Source organism: Caballeronia sp. LZ035, from assembly GCF_031451175.1.
Classification (GTDB): Bacteria; Pseudomonadota; Gammaproteobacteria; order Burkholderiales; family Burkholderiaceae; genus Caballeronia.
Map to the genome: position 1 here is coordinate 633,490 of NZ_JARUXS010000003.1, position 17,771 is coordinate 651,260.

The following is a 17,771-nucleotide window of genomic DNA, read 5'->3' on the forward strand; positions in this document are numbered from 1 at the left end:
CTTGATGAAGGATCGGGATGCGCACCGCACGATGCGTCGTCGCGTGCTGGCTTCACTGGGCGCGGGCACGCTTGCGACGTTAGGCTTTGAGCAAGCGGCGCACGCCGCTATGCCAAGGCTGGAAACGGTGGCCACCTTCGACGATGACTTCCGCCTGGTGGGCATCGGCGCATCGAAGCAGGGGCGCGTGTTCGCGACCGCGCCTTCGTCCGTCAAGCGCTCGCGCTACAGCATGGTCGAGGTCGATACGAACACTGGCGCGCTCACACCCTTTCCGGATGAAAGCTGGAACGTCTTCAAGCCCGATGAAGACGGTGCACATCAGTGGATCTCACTCCAGGCGCTATGGGTCGATGAGCACGATCATCTCTGGGCGCTCGACTCGTCATTGCCTTCGGTGGACCAGACCCGTCAGCCGCCGAAACTTGTCGAGTTCGATCTCGCCACGCGCAAGGTCGTGCGTCAGTTCGATTACGGCCAGCTCGTCACGCCCAAGGATTCGCTTAACGATATTCGTGTCGATCACACGCATGGCTTTGCGTACATCAGCAATGCGGGCAATCAGGGCGGTGTGGTGGCCACGAACCTCAAAAGCGGCGCTTCACGCCTGCTGCTGGCGGGCGATCGTTCGAGCGTGTCGGATCCCGCGCAACATCTGATGTTCGGCGACCAGCCCGCGCGCAAGCTCGACGGCAGCGTGCTGGTGCTGCAAACCGATGGCATAGCGCTGTCTCCCGAACGCAAGTGGCTGTACTACCGGCCGCTGACGGATCATCACTACTGGCGCATCGAGACCGCTGCGCTCATCGACGAAACGCTGCCGGCCGAGGCGCTCGCGCAGCGCGTGCAATATCTCGGCGACGGCGCGCTGACCGGCGGCCTCATCATGAGTCCAGCGGGCGTGCTGATTGGCGGCGATCTCGAGAAACGCACGGTGGTCGGGTTCGATGTGATCGAGCGCAACGGCAAGCCCGCGCTCAGGGAGCACACGCTGGTGGGCAAGCATCGCGAGCTGTCATGGGCCGATGGTTTCGCGTACTCGAACGGCTACTTCTACATCGCGGATTCCCATCTGCACGAAACCAATTTTTCCAACGGCTATCCGCGCGAAGGAAAATTTGCAATCTTTCGCGTGCGCTTGCCGAAGCAGCCTGCGCACGGTCTGGCAGGATGAAGTCCTGCCCTCACCAGCCGTGAAAACGCGGCCATACGGCGGTGCTTCCGTCGCTCGATAGCGCGTGGTACTCGGGGTACTGGGCGCCGGTCGCGCAAGCGTGATTCGGCAGGATGCGCAGCTTCATGCCGATGGGAAAACGTCGCGTGAGATCATCGGCTGAGGAGACGGCGATGATGCCGTGCTCCTGATTCGCGCCGACCACTTCGCAGCCCGGCAGCGGCGTCCCATCCAGCGCGCAGGCCAGACCATATCCGAAGTCGTGCGTCTGCTTCGACGTGCCGCGGTCACGACTCATCGCCATCCACCCCGCATCGACGATGACCCAGCCCTTGTCGGGCTGATGTCCGATGACACTCGTCAGCACGCTCAACGCAATCTCGTCCGTCGTGCATGCGCCGACATTCGCCATCACCAGGTCGAAGAACACGTAGACGCCCGCGCGCACTTCATCGACGCCTTCGAGATGGGTCGCGGCGAGCGCGGTCGGCGTGGAGCCGATGCTCACCGTCCTGCAAGCGATGCCCGCTTCACGGAGACGTTCGGCCGCGCGCACGCAGCCGTCGCGCTCCTGAGCGGCCAGTGCGGCGAGCGCGTCGGGCTCGTTCAGTTCATAGCTGGAACCGGCATGCGTCAACACCCCGCCGACCCCGATGCCACCTTCCTGCAAGATGCGGCCGATGTCGATCAGCGCGTCGTCTTCGGGTGCGAGGCCCGAGCGGTGGCCGTCCGTGTCGATCTCCAGCCAGACCTCGAACGATGCGCCTTCCGCTTTGCAGTATTCGACGATCGCACGCGCCGCCGCGGCGTTATCCGCGATGATCTTCAGATCGCAGCCGCGCTGCCTGAGCGCGCATGCGCGCGGCAGCTTCGCGGGCGCGATGCCGACCGCATAAAGAATATCGGTGATGCCGGCCGAGAAGAATTGTTCCGCTTCCTTGAGCGTCGACACCGTGATGCCGCGCGCACCCGCCGCAATCTGCGCGCGCACGACATCAAGGCACTTCGTGGTCTTCACATGCGGGCGGAAGCTGACGCCGAGCGCGTCCATGCGCGATTGCATTGCAGCGATATTGCGCTGCATCCTGGCGATATCGATGATTGCCGCGGGTGTGTCGAGTTGAGCGAGTTGCATGATGTTCGTGAAAGTGTCAGGCGATGGGACCTTCGGGCAGCTTGCTTTGCCACGCCACGGCGATCGCGCTGCCGACGAACAACGCGATACCCGCAAGCGACAACGGCGCGATCGTCTCGCCCCACGCCAGATAGGCGAAGAGCGCGGCCCACACGATGCTCGTGTAGTTGAAGGGCGCGAGCGTGCCGGCGTCCGCGCGGCGAAATGCAACGGTCATCAGGACCTGTCCGGCGGTGGCAAGTGAGCCGAGCAGGGCCATCAGGAGCAGCGCGTCGAGCGTCGGCGCTTTCCAGCTGAATGGAAGTGTCGCGGCCATGACGACCGTACCCACCGTGGTGAAGAACAGCACCGTGGTGCGGGAGTCGTCGCTGGCGCGTATGCGCTTGATCTGGATGATCGACAGCGCGCCGCACAATGCGCTCATGATCAACAGCGCCGGGCCGAGCCAGTTCGATTCACCGCCGCCCGGACGCACGACCAGCAGCACGCCGGCGAAGCCGATCATGGCCGCTATCGCCGCGCGTGGCGTGAGCCGTTCCTTGAGCAGGAAGGGCGCGAGCACGACGACCAGCAGCGTCTCCGAATACGCGATGGCCACCGCCTCGCCGAGCGGAATATAGGGCAAACCCGCAAAGAAAAATCCGGACGCGCCGAGCAGCGTCAACGCGCGCCACATCTGTCCCCGGATGTCGAGCCGCCTGACGCGCTGGATGAGCGAGCGCTCGCCGATGCAGCACATCGCGACGGCCGGCACGAGACCGAACAGCATGCGAAAAAAAGTCAGTTCGTTTGCCGGATAGTGCAACGCGACGGCCTTGGCCAGCGTATCCACGATGGCGAAGCAGAGCATCGACACGAGGATGTATCCGATGCTCGCAAGCGGAAGGTGTCCGGCGCGGGTGGCGACAGTCGAGGGCATGACGCGTGAAGTCGTGACAGAACCCTGAATCATCGCATGACGGCATCGCACACGTTCCGGTCCGCGCCGTTCCGGTTTTTTCCGATACGGGAAAGCACTATTTTTGATCAGCTTGACTCGCAGAAAAGTCCTGCTAGGATACCTTCATCAGATTCGTCAGCATACTGAACATATCGGAAGGAGCGACAGATGGCTCTCAAGTACGCGGCAAAGTTCGCCGACCTCGTGGAAGACGAGCCCCTCGGCGTGACGATCGGCGAGGAACGCATCGCGCTCTATCTGCTGGACGGCGAAGTGCATGCCACGCACAACGTCTGCACGCATCAGTTCGCGCTGTTGAGCGACGGCTATATGGAAGACGGCTGCATCGAATGTCCGCTGCATCAGGGGCGTTTCGACATCCGCACAGGCGCCGCGCAGTGCGCGCCCGTCACCGAGCCGCTCCGTGTCTACGGTGTGCAGGTGGAAGGCGGCGAGATCTTCGTCGATCTTTGAACCACGCGAAGCGGAGCCGCGAATCATGACCCAGACGGTATTGATCATCGGTGCAGGGCAGGCTGGCGCACGCGCGGCCGAGGCGCTGCGCACGCACGGCTTCGACGGCCGCATCGTGCTGGTCGGCGATGAGGCGCACGCGCCCTATGAAAGGCCGCCGCTGTCTAAAGACGTGTTGACCGCGCAGACCGATGCAGACTGCTTCAAGGGGTGGGTGCATCCGGCGCAGTTGTATGCGGACGCACGCATCGAATGGATCAGTGACCGCGTACAGCAACTCGATCCGCAACGTCACGTCGCGACGCTGGAGCAAGGCGGCGAACTGCGCTACGACCACTGTCTCCTGACGACAGGCGGGCGCGCGCGCCAGTTGCCCGGCATGCCCGAAGGCCCGCATACCTTCTATCTGCGCACACTCGACGATGCCATGCGCCTGCGCACACGCCTTGCGGACGCGCGTTCCGCGGCGGTGATCGGCGCCGGCTTCCTGGGGCTCGAATTCGCCGCCAGCGCACGCAGCCGTGGACTCGATGTGAGCGTGTTCGAATCGGCGTCGAGCTTGTTGAGCCGCGCGTTGCCGCCAGCGATGGCAGAACGCCTGCGCCTGAAGCACGAGGATCACGGCGTGCGCTTCTTTTTCGACGCAAAGCCGCTGTCGTTGCAGGCGCATGCAACGAACGTGCAAGTCAACGACATGTCATTCGACTTCTGCGTGATCGCCATCGGCCAGGAACCGGACGATGCGCTCGCACGGGCCGCAGGCATCGCGACGGACAACGGCATCCGTGTGGATCGCCACTGCCGCACATCCGCGCCCGATGTCTACGCCGCCGGCGATTGCGCGAGCTTCCCATACGGCCTGACGGATCGCGCGGTGCGCCTCGAATCGTGGCAGAACGCGCAGGAACAGGCGGTCATCGCAGCACGCAACATCGCGGGCGAGTCGGTCGCCTACGCTCCGACGCCATGGTTCTGGACCGATCAGTACGACTGGAACATCCAGATGCTCGGCTGGCCGGGCATCGGCGTGGAGCAATGGATCGAACGCGCGAGCGCGGACGGCAAGACCGTGCTGATGGGTTTGCGCGAAGGCGTCATCGTTCAGGTGCTCGCCATCAATCAGGGCGGCGAGTTGCGCGCACTCCGGCGGCTCGTCGAGGACGCATTGCCGGTGGACGCGAACGTGCTGTCCGACCCCACGATCAAGCTGCGTCAGCTCGAACGGCTGATTCGCTCAACACAATCGGGAGATCAAGGTGTACTCGTCTGAAACGGTCATCGGGGTTCATACACCCCAAACAAAAAATCCTCCGATCGAAGGGCTCGCATGGCCCGAAGAAGGGCTGCAGTGTATCCCCGACTGGGTGTACACGAGCGAAGCGGTCTACACGCGCGAAGTGGAACGGATCTTTCATGGACGCACCTGGAACTTCGTCGCGCTCGAAGCGGAAGTGCCGAATGCGGGCGACTACAAGCGCTCCTATATCGGGCCCACGCCGGTGGTGGTGTCACGTGCCGAAGACGGTTCGATCAACGTCTTCGAAAACCGCTGCGCGCATCGCGGTGCGGAGTTCTGCCGCCATAGCCGCGGCAACAACAAGGAATTCGTCTGTCCGTATCACCAATGGTCGTACGACCTGAAGGGCAATCTTCAGGGCGTGCCGTTCCGGCGTGGCGTCAACAAGCTCGGCGGCATGCCGAAGGACTTTCGCACCGATGAGCACGGCCTGCGCAAGCTCGCCGTCGCGACCCGCAACGGCGTGGTGTTTGCATCGTTCACGCATGACATGGAGCCGCTCGAGGACTATCTCACGCCCGAGATCCTCACGGACTTCGACGCCGTGTTCAACGGCAAGAAGCTGCGCGTGCTCGGTTTCTACAAGAACGAGCTGCCGTGCAACTGGAAGATGTATCACGAGAACCTGAAGGACCCGTATCACGCGACCCTGCTGCATTCCTTCCTCGTCGTGTTCGGCCTGCTGGTGGCGGGCAACCGCTCGGCGATGGTCGCGGACAGCAAGTACGGCATTCACGGCACCATGGCCTCAGCCAAGAGCGACACGCTCTACGCGACCGTCGACGAAGACAAGAAGAAGGAGATGCGTTCGTTCCATGACGGCATGGTGTTGCAGGACGAACGCTTCCTCGAATTCGTCAAGGAGTTCGATTCCGAATGGTCCGTGACGATGCAGACCATCTGGCCCAATCTGATCGTGCAGCGCGAGATGAACACGCTGGGCGTCCGCCATATCGTGCCGAACGGCCCGAACAGCATGATCATGCTCTGGACCATGTTCGGCTATGAAGACGACACGGAAGAGATGGTGCGTCACCGTCTGCGCCAGGGCAATCTGATGGGCCCGTCAGGTTTTCTCGGTCTCGAAGACAACGAAGCGATGAAGTTCGTTCAGGAAGGCGTGCGCCGCTCGGTGACCGACCGCAGCATCATCAAGCTAGACGGCGACAAGATCGGCACGGCGGACAACCTGATCTCCGAGGCGGCCATTCGCGCCATGTACAAACACTATCGTGAAGTGATGGAGTTCTAGATGTTGCCAGGATTCGAGAAACAGCCCATTGCGCACGACAAGGCGCTGATCGCACGCGCCGCGGTGGAGGACTTTCATGCCGAGTATTGCGCGGTGCTGGATAGCGGCGATATCGAGCGCTGGCCCGAGTTCTTCACCGAGAACTGCCTGTATCGCGTGACCGAATACGAGAATGCTGCGAACGGCTTTCCGGTCGGGCTCGTGTATGCGGAAGGCCGCAACATGCTGCGCGACCGGGCCGTGGCCATCTCCCGCACGCAGATGTTCGCGCCGCGCCAGATGCTGCATTTCGTGTCGAACGTGCGCATCCTGAACGCGACCGATGAAGAGATCGTCGCGCAGAGCAACTACATGCTGTTGCAGACGCTGGTGGAAGGCGCGACCACGCTGCATCAGGCGGGCAGGCTTTTTGACCGCTTCGCGCGCAATGGTAACGTGCTTCTGCTGAAGGAAAGGCAGGCGGTGTACGACACGGCGATGATCGCCAACGACCTGGCTTATCCGGTCTGAACTTCAGTGCCGATCCGGGAGAGTGCGCATATGAATCACACGGAAAATACGGAAGCACCCGTCGAGACTGGCGGCGTCGGCGCGCGCGTCAGGCGTCGAGAAGACGAACGGCATCTGCAAGGCAAGGGCAAGTTCGTCGCCGACTACACGTTTCCCGATCTGCAGGAGGTCGCGTTCCTGCGCAGCCCCGTGGCGCATGCGCGCATCGTGCGTATCGCCAAGCCGGAGCGCTACGCACAACAGGTGATCCTGCGCGACGACATGCAAGGCGCGACCGATATCGTCGCTGACTCCAGCCTGCCATCGTACAAGCCCTCGTCGCATCCGCCGCTTGCTTCAGGCAAGGTGCGCTTCGTCGGTGAGCCAGTGGCGATGTGTTTCGCGAAGACGCGTGCGCAGGCGGAAGACATCGCCGAGGAAATCGAACTCGATCTCGATGAACTGCCGGCCTTCGCCAATGCGTTCACGGCGCGCGAGCGGACCGACATACGCGTGCACGATCACTGGACGGACAACCTTTTCCTCGACCTCAAGGCGGACGTCAACTTCGACGAACTCTCCAGGAACGCGCCCATCGTCGTGAAGCAGAAAGTGGATCTCGCGCGTCAATGCATGGTGCCGATGGAAGGCAAGGCCGTGCTCGCGTACTGGGACGATACGCATGGGCAACTCGTCGTGATTACGTCGACGCAGGTGCCGCACATGATTCGCACGGTGCTGTCGCAGTGTTTGGGCATCGACCATGCGCAGGTGCGTGTCATTTCGCCCGACGTGGGCGGCGCGTTCGGCTACAAGTGCGTGCTGCAGCAGGAAGAGCTGTGCATCGCGTGGCTGGCGCTCACTTTCCGGAAACCGTTCCGTTTTATTGAAGACCGCCGCGAGCATCTGATCGCCGGTGCGAATTCGCGTCAGCACCACTACGAACTCACCGCCTACGCCGATGAAACCGGCCGCCTGCTCGCACTCGATGCCGAACTGCTGATCGATGGCGGCGCCTATTCCGCGTGGCCCTTTACCATCGGACTGGAAACCGGTCAGGCGCTCGGCAATCTTCCGGGACCGTACGATTTCAAGGGTTATCGCTGCCGCACGCAATGCGCGGCGACCAACAAGCCGGGCTTTCTTCCGTATCGCGGCGTGGCGCGCACGGGCGTGTGCTTCGCGATCGAACTGACGATGGATGCGATTGCGCGTGCGGTCGGGCGCGAGGCGTGGGAAGTGCGTCACGACAATCTCGTGCGCGGCGCGGATATGCCTTACACGAACGTCGTGAAGAAGCACTACGACAGCGGCGACTTCCAGGAAAGCCTGCGCCGCGCGGTCGAGCAACTCGACGTGCCGAAGTGGCGCGCGCGTCAGCAAGCGGGCGAGAAGGATGGGCGTCTCGTCGGCGTGGGCTTTGCGACTTTTACTGAACAATCCGCGCACGGCACGGCGGTGTTCGCATCGTGGGGCCTGCCAGTGGTGCCAGGCTACGATCTCGCGACGGTGCGCATCACGGCAGACGGCGGCCTCGAAGTGCGCGCGGGCATTCACTCGCATGGCCAGGGCATGGAAACGACGCTCGCGCAGATCGCAAGCGAGGTGCTCGGCGTGACCCTGCAGAAGATCAAGGTCGTACACGGCGACACAGCGCTGACGCCGTACTCCACCGGCACCTATGCATCGCGGAGCATCGTCATGGCGGGCGGCGCGGTGGCCGCGACCTGCCGCGAGCTCGTGCCGCGCCTGCTGTTCATCGGCGCGCATTTGCTCGGCGAGCCGCAGGACGCGGTCCGCTTCGAGCAGGGCGAAGTGATCGGCACGCAAGGCCGTGTGTCGATCGGCGAGATCGCGGCCGCATGGTATCTGCGTCCCGAGCGGCTGCCCGCCGGCGTGAACCTCGCCGGTCTGGAGGCGACGCAAGGCTTCAAGCCCAAGGTGGACACCGGCGCGTTCAGCTACGCAACGCATGCCGCCGCCGTGGCGGTCGATCCGAAGACGGGCCATGTCGAGATTCTCGATTACGTGATCGTCGAGGACTGCGGTCGCATGATCAACCCGATGGTGGTCGAAGGACAGACGATCGGCGGAACGGCGCAAGGTATCGGCACCGCGTTCTATGAGGAAACGCTCTACGACGACAACGCGCAGCCGCTGACCTCCACGCTCGCCGACTACATGCTGCCCGGGCCGACCGAATTGCCGCCGCTCAGGATCATTCACATGGAAACGCCGTCGCCTTATACGGAGTTCGGCGCAAAGGGCGTCGGCGAAGGCGGTGCGATTGCTCCGCCCGCCGCGCTGTTCAACGCGGTGAACGATGCGCTCACGCCGCTCGGCGCGACTGTATCGGAGACGCCACTCACGCCGCGCCGCCTGCTGTCGGCGATCGAAGCCGCTCGAGTCAAGAGCCAGGCGAAGCGCGAGGAACTGAGTCAGGAGGTGGCGGGATGAAAGCCGCTGCGTTCGATTATGTGAGACCCGCGTCCCTGCCGGAAGCGCTTCGGGAATTGAGTGACGCGAAGCCCATCTCCGGCAGTCAGTCGATGGGACCGATGCTGAACTTGCGCCTCGCACGTCCGTCGCGGGTGATCGATGTATCGCGCATCGCTGACCTGCGCAGCGTGACCGAGAGCGGCGACTTCGTGCGCGTCGGCGCGGCGGTGACACATGCGGAGATCGAGGACGGCAAGCACGAACTGCTGCGCCATCCCTATCTGCAATACGTGGCGAGCGGCATCGCGTATCGCGCGATCCGCAATCGCGGCACGATTGGCGGCAGTCTCGCGCATGCCGATCCGGCGGCGGACTGGCCACTCGCGCTGTCTGCGCTGGATGCACGACTGGAATTGGCGAAGGCAGGCAGCACGCGGCAAGTGCGCGCGAGCGGCTTCATGCTCGGCGCCTTCACGACGCTGCTCGAAGAGGGCGAAATCATTACCGCGGTGCTGCTGCCGAAGCTGGCGCCGACGTTGCGCTGGGGCTACTACAAGCTGTGCCGCAAGACTGGCGAGTTTCCCCATGCCAGCGCGGCTGCCGCGTTCGATGCACGCTCGGGACTCGCACGCGTGGTGCTCGGCGCGCTCGATGGGCCGCCCGCCGCGCTCGATGAACTCGCGCGCCAGATCGCCCAGCGCGGGCCGTCCGCCGTTACAGAAACCGCACTCGCGCAAGCGGTGGCCGGTGCGATGCCCAACGCCGACAGCATCGACCGCTCGATCCATGCCGCCGCGTTGCAGCGCTGCCTGGCGCAAGCGCTCGGCGACGCCAGCACCACTCAAGCCTAGAAGAGACTGAGAGACTGCAATGTCCGTCATCGAACTCACCATCAACGACCGTTCCGTGCGCAGCGACGTGGAGTCGCGCGTGCATCTCGGCGACTTTCTCCGTGAAACGCATCACCTCACGGGCACGCACCTCGGCTGCGAGCATGGCGTGTGTGGCGCATGCACCGTGCTCGTCGACGGCGAGCCGGTCCGTTCCTGCATCACCTTCGCCGTGGCATGCGATCAACAAAAGGTGCGCACGATCGAAGGCTTCGACGATGACGAACTGATGCGCCGTCTGCGCCGTTCGTTTTCGATTCATCACGGGCTGCAATGCGGTTACTGCACGCCGGGCATGCTGATCACGGCGCGCGATATCGTGCGACGTTTTCCCGACGCCGACGAAGCGCGCATCCGCCTCGAACTCTCGGGCAACCTGTGTCGCTGTACGGGCTACATGGGCATTGTCGCAGCGATCAAGGCGGTGCTCGCGGATCTGAAGGAGAACCCGATCGCGGATGCACCTGCCGCGCGCAAAGTGGTTAGCGATGCAACCATCGCCGCGCCCGCATTCGAGACTTTCGCGGCTGCGCCCGCCAGCGCGCCTCAAGCTGCTGCGCCCACGGCGGCGACCGTCAACGAACCCGCCGGCACACAGCGCAAGGGCTGGACCGCGATCGACGACAGCTTCGTCGTGCCGTTCCCGCTCGATCAGGTCTGGACCTTCATGGGCGATCTGCCTTCCGTCGCGCGCTGCCTGCCGGGCGCGGAACTGCTGGATCACGACGGCGAGTCGCTGAAGGGCAAGATCGCGATCAAGTTCGGTCCGATGTCGGCGAACTTCGCCGGCGCCGCACGCCTTGAACGCGATGACGCCGCGCATCGCGCGGTGATGCGCGGCGCGGGGCAGGACAACATCAGCCGCTCGCGCGCCAATGGCGACGTCACCTACGCCTTGTCCAGCGAGGCGAACGGCGCGCAGACGCGCGTGGCGGTCACGCTCGAATACATGCTGCAAGGCCCGCTCGCGCAGTTCTCGCGCTCCGGGCTCGTGAAGGATTTCGTGCGGCGCATGATCGCGGACTTCGGCGCGCGCATCACGGCACAACTCGGCGGCGGCGATGCGCCGGAAGCATCGGCAGCGTCGGCCAAGTTCAATGCGGGCGGTCTCGTCTGGAGCGTGATCTGGAGCCGCATCAAACAGCTTTTCGGCAAGAGCGATTGAACGGGACATGACCGGCCACGCACCGGTTTTTTCGATCATATCGTCAGCCTACTGATCAAATAATCCATTGAGGTTCTACATGAGCAAGCGGATTCGCAAGATCGCCCTGGAAGAACATTTCAGCACGCCGGGCTTCCAGGGATATTCGAAGAGCTTCACGCAGCACATCGCGCCCGACGTGCTGCGCGATCTCGCGGCGCGCCTGAACGATTTCGACGAGCAGCGCATCGTCGAAATGGACCGCGCCGGGATCGACTACACGATCCTCTCGCAAACGGGTCCGAGCGTGCAGGGCGAGCCCGACGCCGCGCTCGCCATCAGCCGCGCGCAGGAGAGCAACGACTTCCTGGCCGCGCAGATCGCGCGGCATCCGGCGCGCTTCGGCGGCTTCGCCACCTTGCCGATGCACACGGCTCAGGCCGCATCGAATGAACTGACCCGCGCGGTTCGCGAACTCGGCTTCAAGGGGGCGCTGGTCAACGGCCATACGCTCGGCGTCTATTACGACGACCGCGCCTACGACCCGTTCTGGGCGACGATGCAGGAACTCGACGTGCCGCTCTACCTGCATCCCACCGACGCATTCGTCAGCCCGCGCGTGCTCGACGGTCATCCGGAACTCACCGGCGCGACCTGGGGATGGGGCGTCGAAACCGGCAGCCATGCGTTGCGCCTGCTGTTCAGCGGCGTCTTCGACCGCTTTCCGAAGCTCAAGCTCATTCTCGGTCACATGGGCGAGGGCCTGCCTTATCTGCGCTGGCGCTTCGACAGCCGCTTCGCCGTGTACTCGCACGGCTTGACGCTGGAACGTGCGCCTTCGGAATACATCGGCACGAACATCCTCATCACGACCTCGGGCGTGTGCTCGGCGCCCGCGCTCATGGGCGCGATCGGCGAAATGGGCGCGGAGGCGGTGATGTTCTCGGTGGACTACCCGTACGAGTCGACGGCCATTGCGGCGGACTTCATCGAACAAGCGCCGCTGGACGATGCCACGCGCGCGCTCGTCTGTTACGGAAACGCGGAACGCCTGTTCCGCCTTTGATCGGTCGCAAGCAATCAAGCAATCAATCAAGCACAGGGAGCAGTACATGACGAAGCCATACCGTATCGGCCAGATCGTGCCGAGTTCGAACACGACGATGGAAACCGAAATCCCCGCGATGTTGCTCGCGCGCCAGTCGATCCGGCCCGAGCGCTTCACGTTTCATTCGAGCCGCATGCGCATGAAGAAGGTCGTCAAGGAAGAGCTGGCGGCCATGGATGCGGAGTCGGACCGCTGTGCCGTCGAGCTGTCCGATGCGCGCGTCGATGTGCTCGGTTATGCCTGCCTCGTCGCGATCATGGCGATGGGACACGGCTATCACCGCGTGTCGCAGAAGCGCCTGCACGAGCGCACGGTTGAAAACGGCGGCGATGCGCCGGTCATCACGAGCGCGGGCGCGCTGGTCGATGCGTTGCAAGTGATCGGCGCGAAGCGTGTCGTGGTGGTCGCGCCGTACATGAAGCCGCTGACCGAACTCGTGGTCGACTATATCCGCAACGAGGATTACGAAGTCATCGACTATCGCGCGCTGGAGATTCCGGACAACCTCGAAGTGGGCCGCCACGATCCGAGCCGCCTGCCCGAGATCGTGATGTCGATGCGTTATCAGGAAGCCGATGCCATCGTGTTGTCGGCGTGCGTGCAAATGCCGTCGCTGCCGGTCATTGCGAAGGTCGAGGCGTTGACGGGCAAGCCGGTCGTCACGGCAGCGGTCGCGACCACCTATGCGATGCTCAAGCAACTCGGTCTCGAAGCCGTGGTGCCGGGCGCGGGCGCGCTGCTGTCGGGCGCTTACTGAGCGAGGCGTATATGTCCACCTTCGTCTGCGGCGCGAATCTTCACGCCAACGGTATCCGCCAGCATTATCTCCGTTACGGCGGCGAGCGCGCCGGGCGCGATCCGGTCATCATCGTGCCGGGCATCACGAGCCCGGCTGTGACCTGGGGATTCGTTGCGGAACATCTCGGCCAGATCTTCGATACATATGTGCTCGACGTGCGTGGCCGTGGATTGTCATCGGCATCAGACACGCTCGACTACAGCCTCGATGCACAAGCCGCCGATCTGATTGCATTTGCAACTACCTTGGGTCTGAAACGCTACAGCGTGCTGGGCCATTCGATGGGCGCGCGCATCGGCATTCGCGCCGCACGATCGGCGCCCACGGGCATGATGCGGCTCGCGATGATCGATCCGCCGGTGTCGGGTCCGGGACGGCGCCCGTATCCGTCGCAATTGCCGTGGTACGTCGATTCGATCCGCCAGTCGCGCGAAGGCATGGGCGCACAAGCGATGCGCGCGTTCTGCCCGACGTGGACCGAGGCACAGCTTGCATTGCGCGCGGAATGGCTGCATACCTGCGATGAACGCGCGATTCGCGCGAGCTTCGAAGGCTTCCATACTGACGACATTCACGCCGATCTCCCAAGCCTGAAGATTCCCGCACGGCTGGTGACGGCGGGACGCGGCGACGTGGTACGCGACGAGGATGTCGAGGAAATTCGCGCAAGCGTGCCGCAGCTCGAACACACACGCGTGCAGAACGCCGGCCACATGATTCCGTGGGACGACGAGGCCGGGTTCTACGCGGCGCTCGGCGAGTTCCTTGGTGCGTCCGTTCAAGGAGGCCGTCATGCCAGTCAGTGACTATCAAATGGTCGATGCCTGGACCCGGGTTCTGAAGCTTTCACGTCTCGAGGCCGGGCAGACCGTGACGATTCTCACGAGCGCGTCCACGCATCCGCAGACGCTCGCCACCGCGTTGATCGCGACGCAGGCGCTGGGCGCTATCGTGAACCGTCTCGACTTGCCGCCGGTGAACGGGGAGAAGTCCTTGAGCCGCGATTCGCTTGCGTATCTCGGCACGACGCCGCTCACGGGCAATCGCGCCGCTATCGCCGCGCTCAAGGAAAGCGATCTCGTGCTCGATCTGATGACGCTGCTGTTCTCGCCCGAGCAGCTGGAGATCCTCAAGACCGGTACGAAGATCCTGCTGGCCGTGGAGCCGCCCGAAGTGCTCACGCGCCTGGTGCCGACCGAAGGCGACCGGACCCGCGTGCTCGCGGCGCAGGCGCGCATTGCGCGCGCGAAGAAGATGCACATCGTGTCCGCGGCAGGTACGGACTTTCATTGTCCGCTGGGCGAATTCGAACCGATCGCGGAGTACGGTTTCGTCGATGAACCCGGCCGCTGGGATCACTGGCCGAGCGGCTTCGCGCTGACTTTCCCGGACGATCGAACAGCGCATGGACGCATCGTGATCGATCGCGGCGACATCCTGCTGCCGCAGAAGCGCTACGTGCAGGACGGCATCGAACTGACGGTGGAGGGCGGCTATGCGACGCGCATCGAAGGCGGCATCGACGCGCAATTGCTGAGCGAATACATGGCCACTTTCAACGATCCCGAGGCTTATGCGATCTCGCATATCGGCTGGGGTCTGCAACCGCGCGCGCATTGGTCGGCGCTCGGTCTCTACGATCGCGAGGCAACCATCGGCATGGATGCGCGCGCGTTCGAAGGCAATTTCCTGTTCTCGCTCGGACCGAACAACGAAGCGGGCGGCAGCCGCACGACGACCTGTCACATCGACATTCCGCTGCGGCACTGCGACGTCTTCCTTGACGGCGAGGCAGTCGTGCGCGACGGCGTCGTGCTCGATCGATAAATCACGAAAGGACCCCACATGTCCCACGATATCGAAACCTATCAGCGTCAGAGCTTCGGCACGACGCTCGAGCCGAAAGCGCCGTTCGGTCTGTTGATCGTCGATCTGGTGAACGGCTTCGCGGATCCCGAGGTGTTCGGCGGCGGCAACATTCCGCAGGCCATCGAGAACACCGTGCCGCTGCTGGCCCATGCGCGCGCGAAGGGCTGGCCGGTGGCGCACAGCCGCATTGTGTTCGCCGACGATGACGCCGATCACAACATCTTCACGATGAAAGTGCCTGGCCTGCTCACGCTGAAGGAGGCGGCCCACAACAGCGCAATCGTGCCGCAACTGACCCCACGCGACGGTGAACTGGTCGTGCGCAAGACCGTGCCGTCCGCGTTCTTCGGCACGCCGCTCGCGGCATGGCTGACGCAGCATGGCGTGCGCACGCTGTTGATCGCGGGTGCGGTGACGAGCGGTTGCGTGCGTTCGTCCGTCGTCGATGCGATGCAGTACGGCTTCCGTCCGTTCGTGCTGGCGGATTGCGTCGGCGATCGTGCGATCGGGCCGCATGACGCGAACCTGTTCGACATGGCGCAGAAGTACGCGGCCGTGATGAAGCGCGACGAAGCCCTGGAGCTGCTCAAGGGACTCTGATCGTCCGCATGGACGGCGCGCACGTCAACCGCTTGGGATCGACATGGACACCTCTGTTTCCGGACAGTCGCACCGCTCCGTCACGCGTCACGAGTTCACGCTGATCGTCGCGTCTTCGTTCGGCGCGCTGCTCGAATGGTATGACTTCTACATCTATGCGGCGCTCGCGGGCACGTTCGGCGCATTGTTCTTCCCGAGCGGCAACGATACCGTGGCCTTCCTGGCGAGCCTCGCCACCTTCGGCGCCGGCTTTCTCGTGCGGCCGCTCGGCGCGCTGTTCTTCGGCCGGCTCGGCGACCGCATCGGCCGCAAATATACGTTCATGGCGACCATCGTGCTGATGGGTGTCGCGACGATCGGCGTCGGACTGCTGCCTTCGTACGAGCGCATCGGCATGCTGGCGCCGGCCTTGCTCGTCGCGTTGCGGCTGTTGCAGGGCTTCGCGCTCGGCGGCGAGACCGGCGGCGCGGCCACCTATCTCGCGGAGCATTCGCCGGCCGAACGGCGCGGTTTCTACACGAGTTCGCTGCAAACCACGGCCACGCTCGGATTGCTGGCATCCATTGCTGTCGTGAGCATCAGCCGCGCGGCCATGGACGAAGCCGCGTTTCGCAGCTGGGGCTGGCGCATGCCGTTCCTCGTCTCGATCGTCCTGCTCGCGGTCTCGGTCTATCTGCGCACGAAGCTCGCTGAATCACCCACGTTCCGCGACATGAAACGCGCCGGGCGGCTGTCGACGTCGCCGATCGGAGAAAGCTTCGGCACGTGGGGCAATCTCAAGTATGTGCTGATCATGTTGTTCAGCACGGCGTCGGGTGTCGGAGTCGTGTTCGGCACGGGCCATTTCTATTCGATGGTCTTCCTGCAAAACACGCTCAAGGTCGCGCCGAACACGGTGAATCTCTTTCTCGCCATCGCGCTGATCGGCGTGTTTCCGTGCTATCTCGTGTTCGGGTGGCTGTCGGACCGCATCGGACGGAAGTGGATCATGATGCTCGCGTGCCTGCTGCTCGCCGCGACCACCCAGCCGATCTTTCACGCGCTGACGCACTATGCGAACCCGGCGCTCGAAGCCTTCCAGAAACAGGCACCTGTCACCGTCCGCGCCGACGATTGCCGCTTCACGCTGTTCTCGGCTCCGGTGACGGACTGCGACCGCATCCGGGCGTTCCTGAGCGCGTCGGGCGTCTCGTATGAGCAGGCGCGGCCGGCGGCGGGCGAGGGCGCATCGACGACGATCGGTGCGCGCGTGGTGCACGGCAGCGACCGTCCCGCGCTGGAGCAGGCGTTGATCGCGTCCGGCTGGTCGCCGCATGCGGATCCCGCCCGCATCGACGCACCCATGGTCGTCTTCCTGATGTGGCTGCTGCTGCTCTATCTCGCGATGATCTACGGCCCGATGGCGGCGTTCATGGTCGAGCTGTTTCCCGCGCGCATCCGCTACACCTCGCTGTCATTGCCGTTTCACTTAGGCTCCGGCTGGTTCGGCGGCATGCTGCCTTTCGTGGTGTCCGCGATGGCGGTGGCGCGCGGCGACGTCTACTTCGGGCTCTGGTATCCGGTGGTGATTGCGCTGGTGTCGTTCGCGGTCGGCGTGCTGTTCGTGCCCGAGACGTTCCGGCGCGACATCACTCAGTGACGAATGCAGAAGTCAGTCGAAGTGCTTGAGCGAAGTCCGGCCGTACTGATTGTTTCCCTCGACGAGCTTCATCATCATGCGCACGAAATGAACGCGATCTTCGGCACTCAGCGGTTCGAGAAACTTGACCTGAGCCTGGCGCATGCTGCCGTACATGTCCTTCATCGTGCGGCGGCCCTTCGCGGTGATGTTGGCGAGCTTCAGGCGGCCGTCGTGCGGGCTCGGCTCGCGCTTGACCAGGCCGCGTTCCTCGAGACGGCGCAAGACGTCCGCCATGGTCGTGCGATCGACGCCGACCTCCGCGCACAGCGAAGTCTGGTCGAGGCCGGGACGTTCGCTCAAGGTGGTCAGCAAGCCGTATTGCACCGGCGTGATGGCGAAATCCTTGCAGCACTCGAAGAAGAGCGCGATGTGAATCTGGTTGAGCCGCCGGATCAGGAAGCCCGGGCGTTGCCACAAATGTCCGGTCTCGATGCCGCTGTCGGCGACGGCCGCTTTTTTCTCGGCTGCGGTGCCCATCCT

General features: G+C 63.9%; 17 protein-coding genes. 14 read left to right on the forward strand and 3 right to left on the reverse strand.

Annotated features, from left to right (window positions below):
• The first annotated feature begins 4 nt into the window (after positions 1-4).
• Positions 5-1,174 (forward strand): L-dopachrome tautomerase-related protein, encoded by a 1,170-nt coding sequence (locus QCE88_RS25805; protein ID WP_309907658.1) that lies wholly within the window; start codon positions 5-7, stop codon positions 1,172-1,174.
• Positions 1,175-1,184: 10 nt separating this feature from the next.
• On the opposite strand, the gene QCE88_RS25810 is transcribed toward QCE88_RS25805, so the two are convergent.
• Positions 1,185-2,309 carry a DSD1 family PLP-dependent enzyme gene (locus QCE88_RS25810; RefSeq protein WP_309907659.1) on the reverse strand — a complete coding sequence of 375 codons (1,125 nt, stop codon included), beginning with the start codon at positions 2,307-2,309 and terminating at the stop codon, positions 1,185-1,187.
• A 16-nt stretch (positions 2,310-2,325) separates the two neighbouring features.
• Positions 2,326-3,228, reverse strand: coding sequence for a DMT family transporter (locus tag QCE88_RS25815; RefSeq protein ID WP_309907661.1), 903 nt, complete (start codon positions 3,226-3,228; stop codon positions 2,326-2,328).
• Positions 3,229-3,417: 189 nt separating this feature from the next.
• On the opposite strand from QCE88_RS25815, the gene QCE88_RS25820 reads away from it, so the two are divergent.
• The 13 genes from QCE88_RS25820 to QCE88_RS25880 all read left to right on the forward strand — a co-directional run bounded on the left by QCE88_RS25820 (position 3,418) and on the right by QCE88_RS25880 (position 17,249).
• A complete protein-coding gene (locus tag QCE88_RS25820; protein WP_309907663.1) occupies positions 3,418-3,723 on the forward strand; it encodes a non-heme iron oxygenase ferredoxin subunit in 306 nt (101 codons plus the stop codon).
• Positions 3,724-3,748: 25 nt separating this feature from the next.
• Positions 3,749-4,993 (forward strand): FAD-dependent oxidoreductase, encoded by a 1,245-nt coding sequence (locus QCE88_RS25825; RefSeq protein ID WP_309907665.1) that lies wholly within the window; start codon positions 3,749-3,751, stop codon positions 4,991-4,993.
• Positions 4,980-6,272 (forward strand): aromatic ring-hydroxylating dioxygenase subunit alpha, encoded by a 1,293-nt coding sequence (locus tag QCE88_RS25830; RefSeq protein ID WP_309907667.1) that lies wholly within the window; start codon positions 4,980-4,982, stop codon positions 6,270-6,272. The genes QCE88_RS25825 and QCE88_RS25830 overlap by 14 nt, the downstream gene beginning before the upstream one ends.
• Positions 6,273-6,782, forward strand: coding sequence for an aromatic-ring-hydroxylating dioxygenase subunit beta (locus QCE88_RS25835; protein WP_309907669.1), 510 nt, complete (start codon positions 6,273-6,275; stop codon positions 6,780-6,782).
• A 30-nt stretch (positions 6,783-6,812) separates the two neighbouring features.
• Positions 6,813-9,218, forward strand: a complete 2,406-nt coding sequence (locus QCE88_RS25840; protein WP_309907671.1) for a xanthine dehydrogenase family protein molybdopterin-binding subunit — start codon at positions 6,813-6,815, stop codon at positions 9,216-9,218.
• Complete coding sequence (locus tag QCE88_RS25845; protein ID WP_309907673.1) at positions 9,215-10,051, forward strand: FAD binding domain-containing protein; 837 nt, start codon at positions 9,215-9,217, stop codon at positions 10,049-10,051. Before QCE88_RS25840 ends, QCE88_RS25845 begins: the two co-directional genes overlap by 4 nt.
• 19 nt (positions 10,052-10,070) lie before the next feature.
• Positions 10,071-11,255 (forward strand): 2Fe-2S iron-sulfur cluster-binding protein, encoded by a 1,185-nt coding sequence (locus QCE88_RS25850; RefSeq protein WP_309907674.1) that lies wholly within the window; start codon positions 10,071-10,073, stop codon positions 11,253-11,255.
• A gap of 79 nt (positions 11,256-11,334) precedes the next feature.
• A complete protein-coding gene (locus QCE88_RS25855) occupies positions 11,335-12,300 on the forward strand; it encodes an amidohydrolase family protein (protein WP_309907676.1) in 966 nt (321 codons plus the stop codon).
• A 46-nt stretch (positions 12,301-12,346) separates the two neighbouring features.
• Positions 12,347-13,099: an Asp/Glu racemase gene (locus QCE88_RS25860; RefSeq protein ID WP_309836284.1), complete on the forward strand. Its 753-nt coding sequence runs from the start codon at positions 12,347-12,349 to the stop codon at positions 13,097-13,099.
• An 11-nt stretch (positions 13,100-13,110) separates the two neighbouring features.
• Positions 13,111-13,947: an alpha/beta hydrolase gene (locus QCE88_RS25865; RefSeq protein WP_309907678.1), complete on the forward strand. Its 837-nt coding sequence runs from the start codon at positions 13,111-13,113 to the stop codon at positions 13,945-13,947.
• Positions 13,934-14,968 (forward strand): 2,5-dihydroxypyridine 5,6-dioxygenase, encoded by a 1,035-nt coding sequence (locus QCE88_RS25870; protein ID WP_309907680.1) that lies wholly within the window; start codon positions 13,934-13,936, stop codon positions 14,966-14,968. The genes QCE88_RS25865 and QCE88_RS25870 overlap by 14 nt, the downstream gene beginning before the upstream one ends.
• Positions 14,969-14,986: 18 nt before the next feature.
• Positions 14,987-15,610, forward strand: a complete 624-nt coding sequence (locus QCE88_RS25875) for an N-carbamoylsarcosine amidohydrolase (protein WP_309907682.1) — start codon at positions 14,987-14,989, stop codon at positions 15,608-15,610.
• A 43-nt stretch (positions 15,611-15,653) separates the two neighbouring features.
• Positions 15,654-17,249, forward strand: coding sequence for an MFS transporter (locus tag QCE88_RS25880; RefSeq protein ID WP_309907684.1), 1,596 nt, complete (start codon positions 15,654-15,656; stop codon positions 17,247-17,249).
• Between the two features lie 12 nt (positions 17,250-17,261).
• Here QCE88_RS25880 and QCE88_RS25885 read toward each other — a convergent pair whose 3' ends face one another.
• Positions 17,262-17,768: a MarR family winged helix-turn-helix transcriptional regulator gene (locus tag QCE88_RS25885; RefSeq protein WP_309836290.1), complete on the reverse strand. Its 507-nt coding sequence runs from the start codon at positions 17,766-17,768 to the stop codon at positions 17,262-17,264.
• Positions 17,769-17,771: the final 3 nt, after the last annotated feature.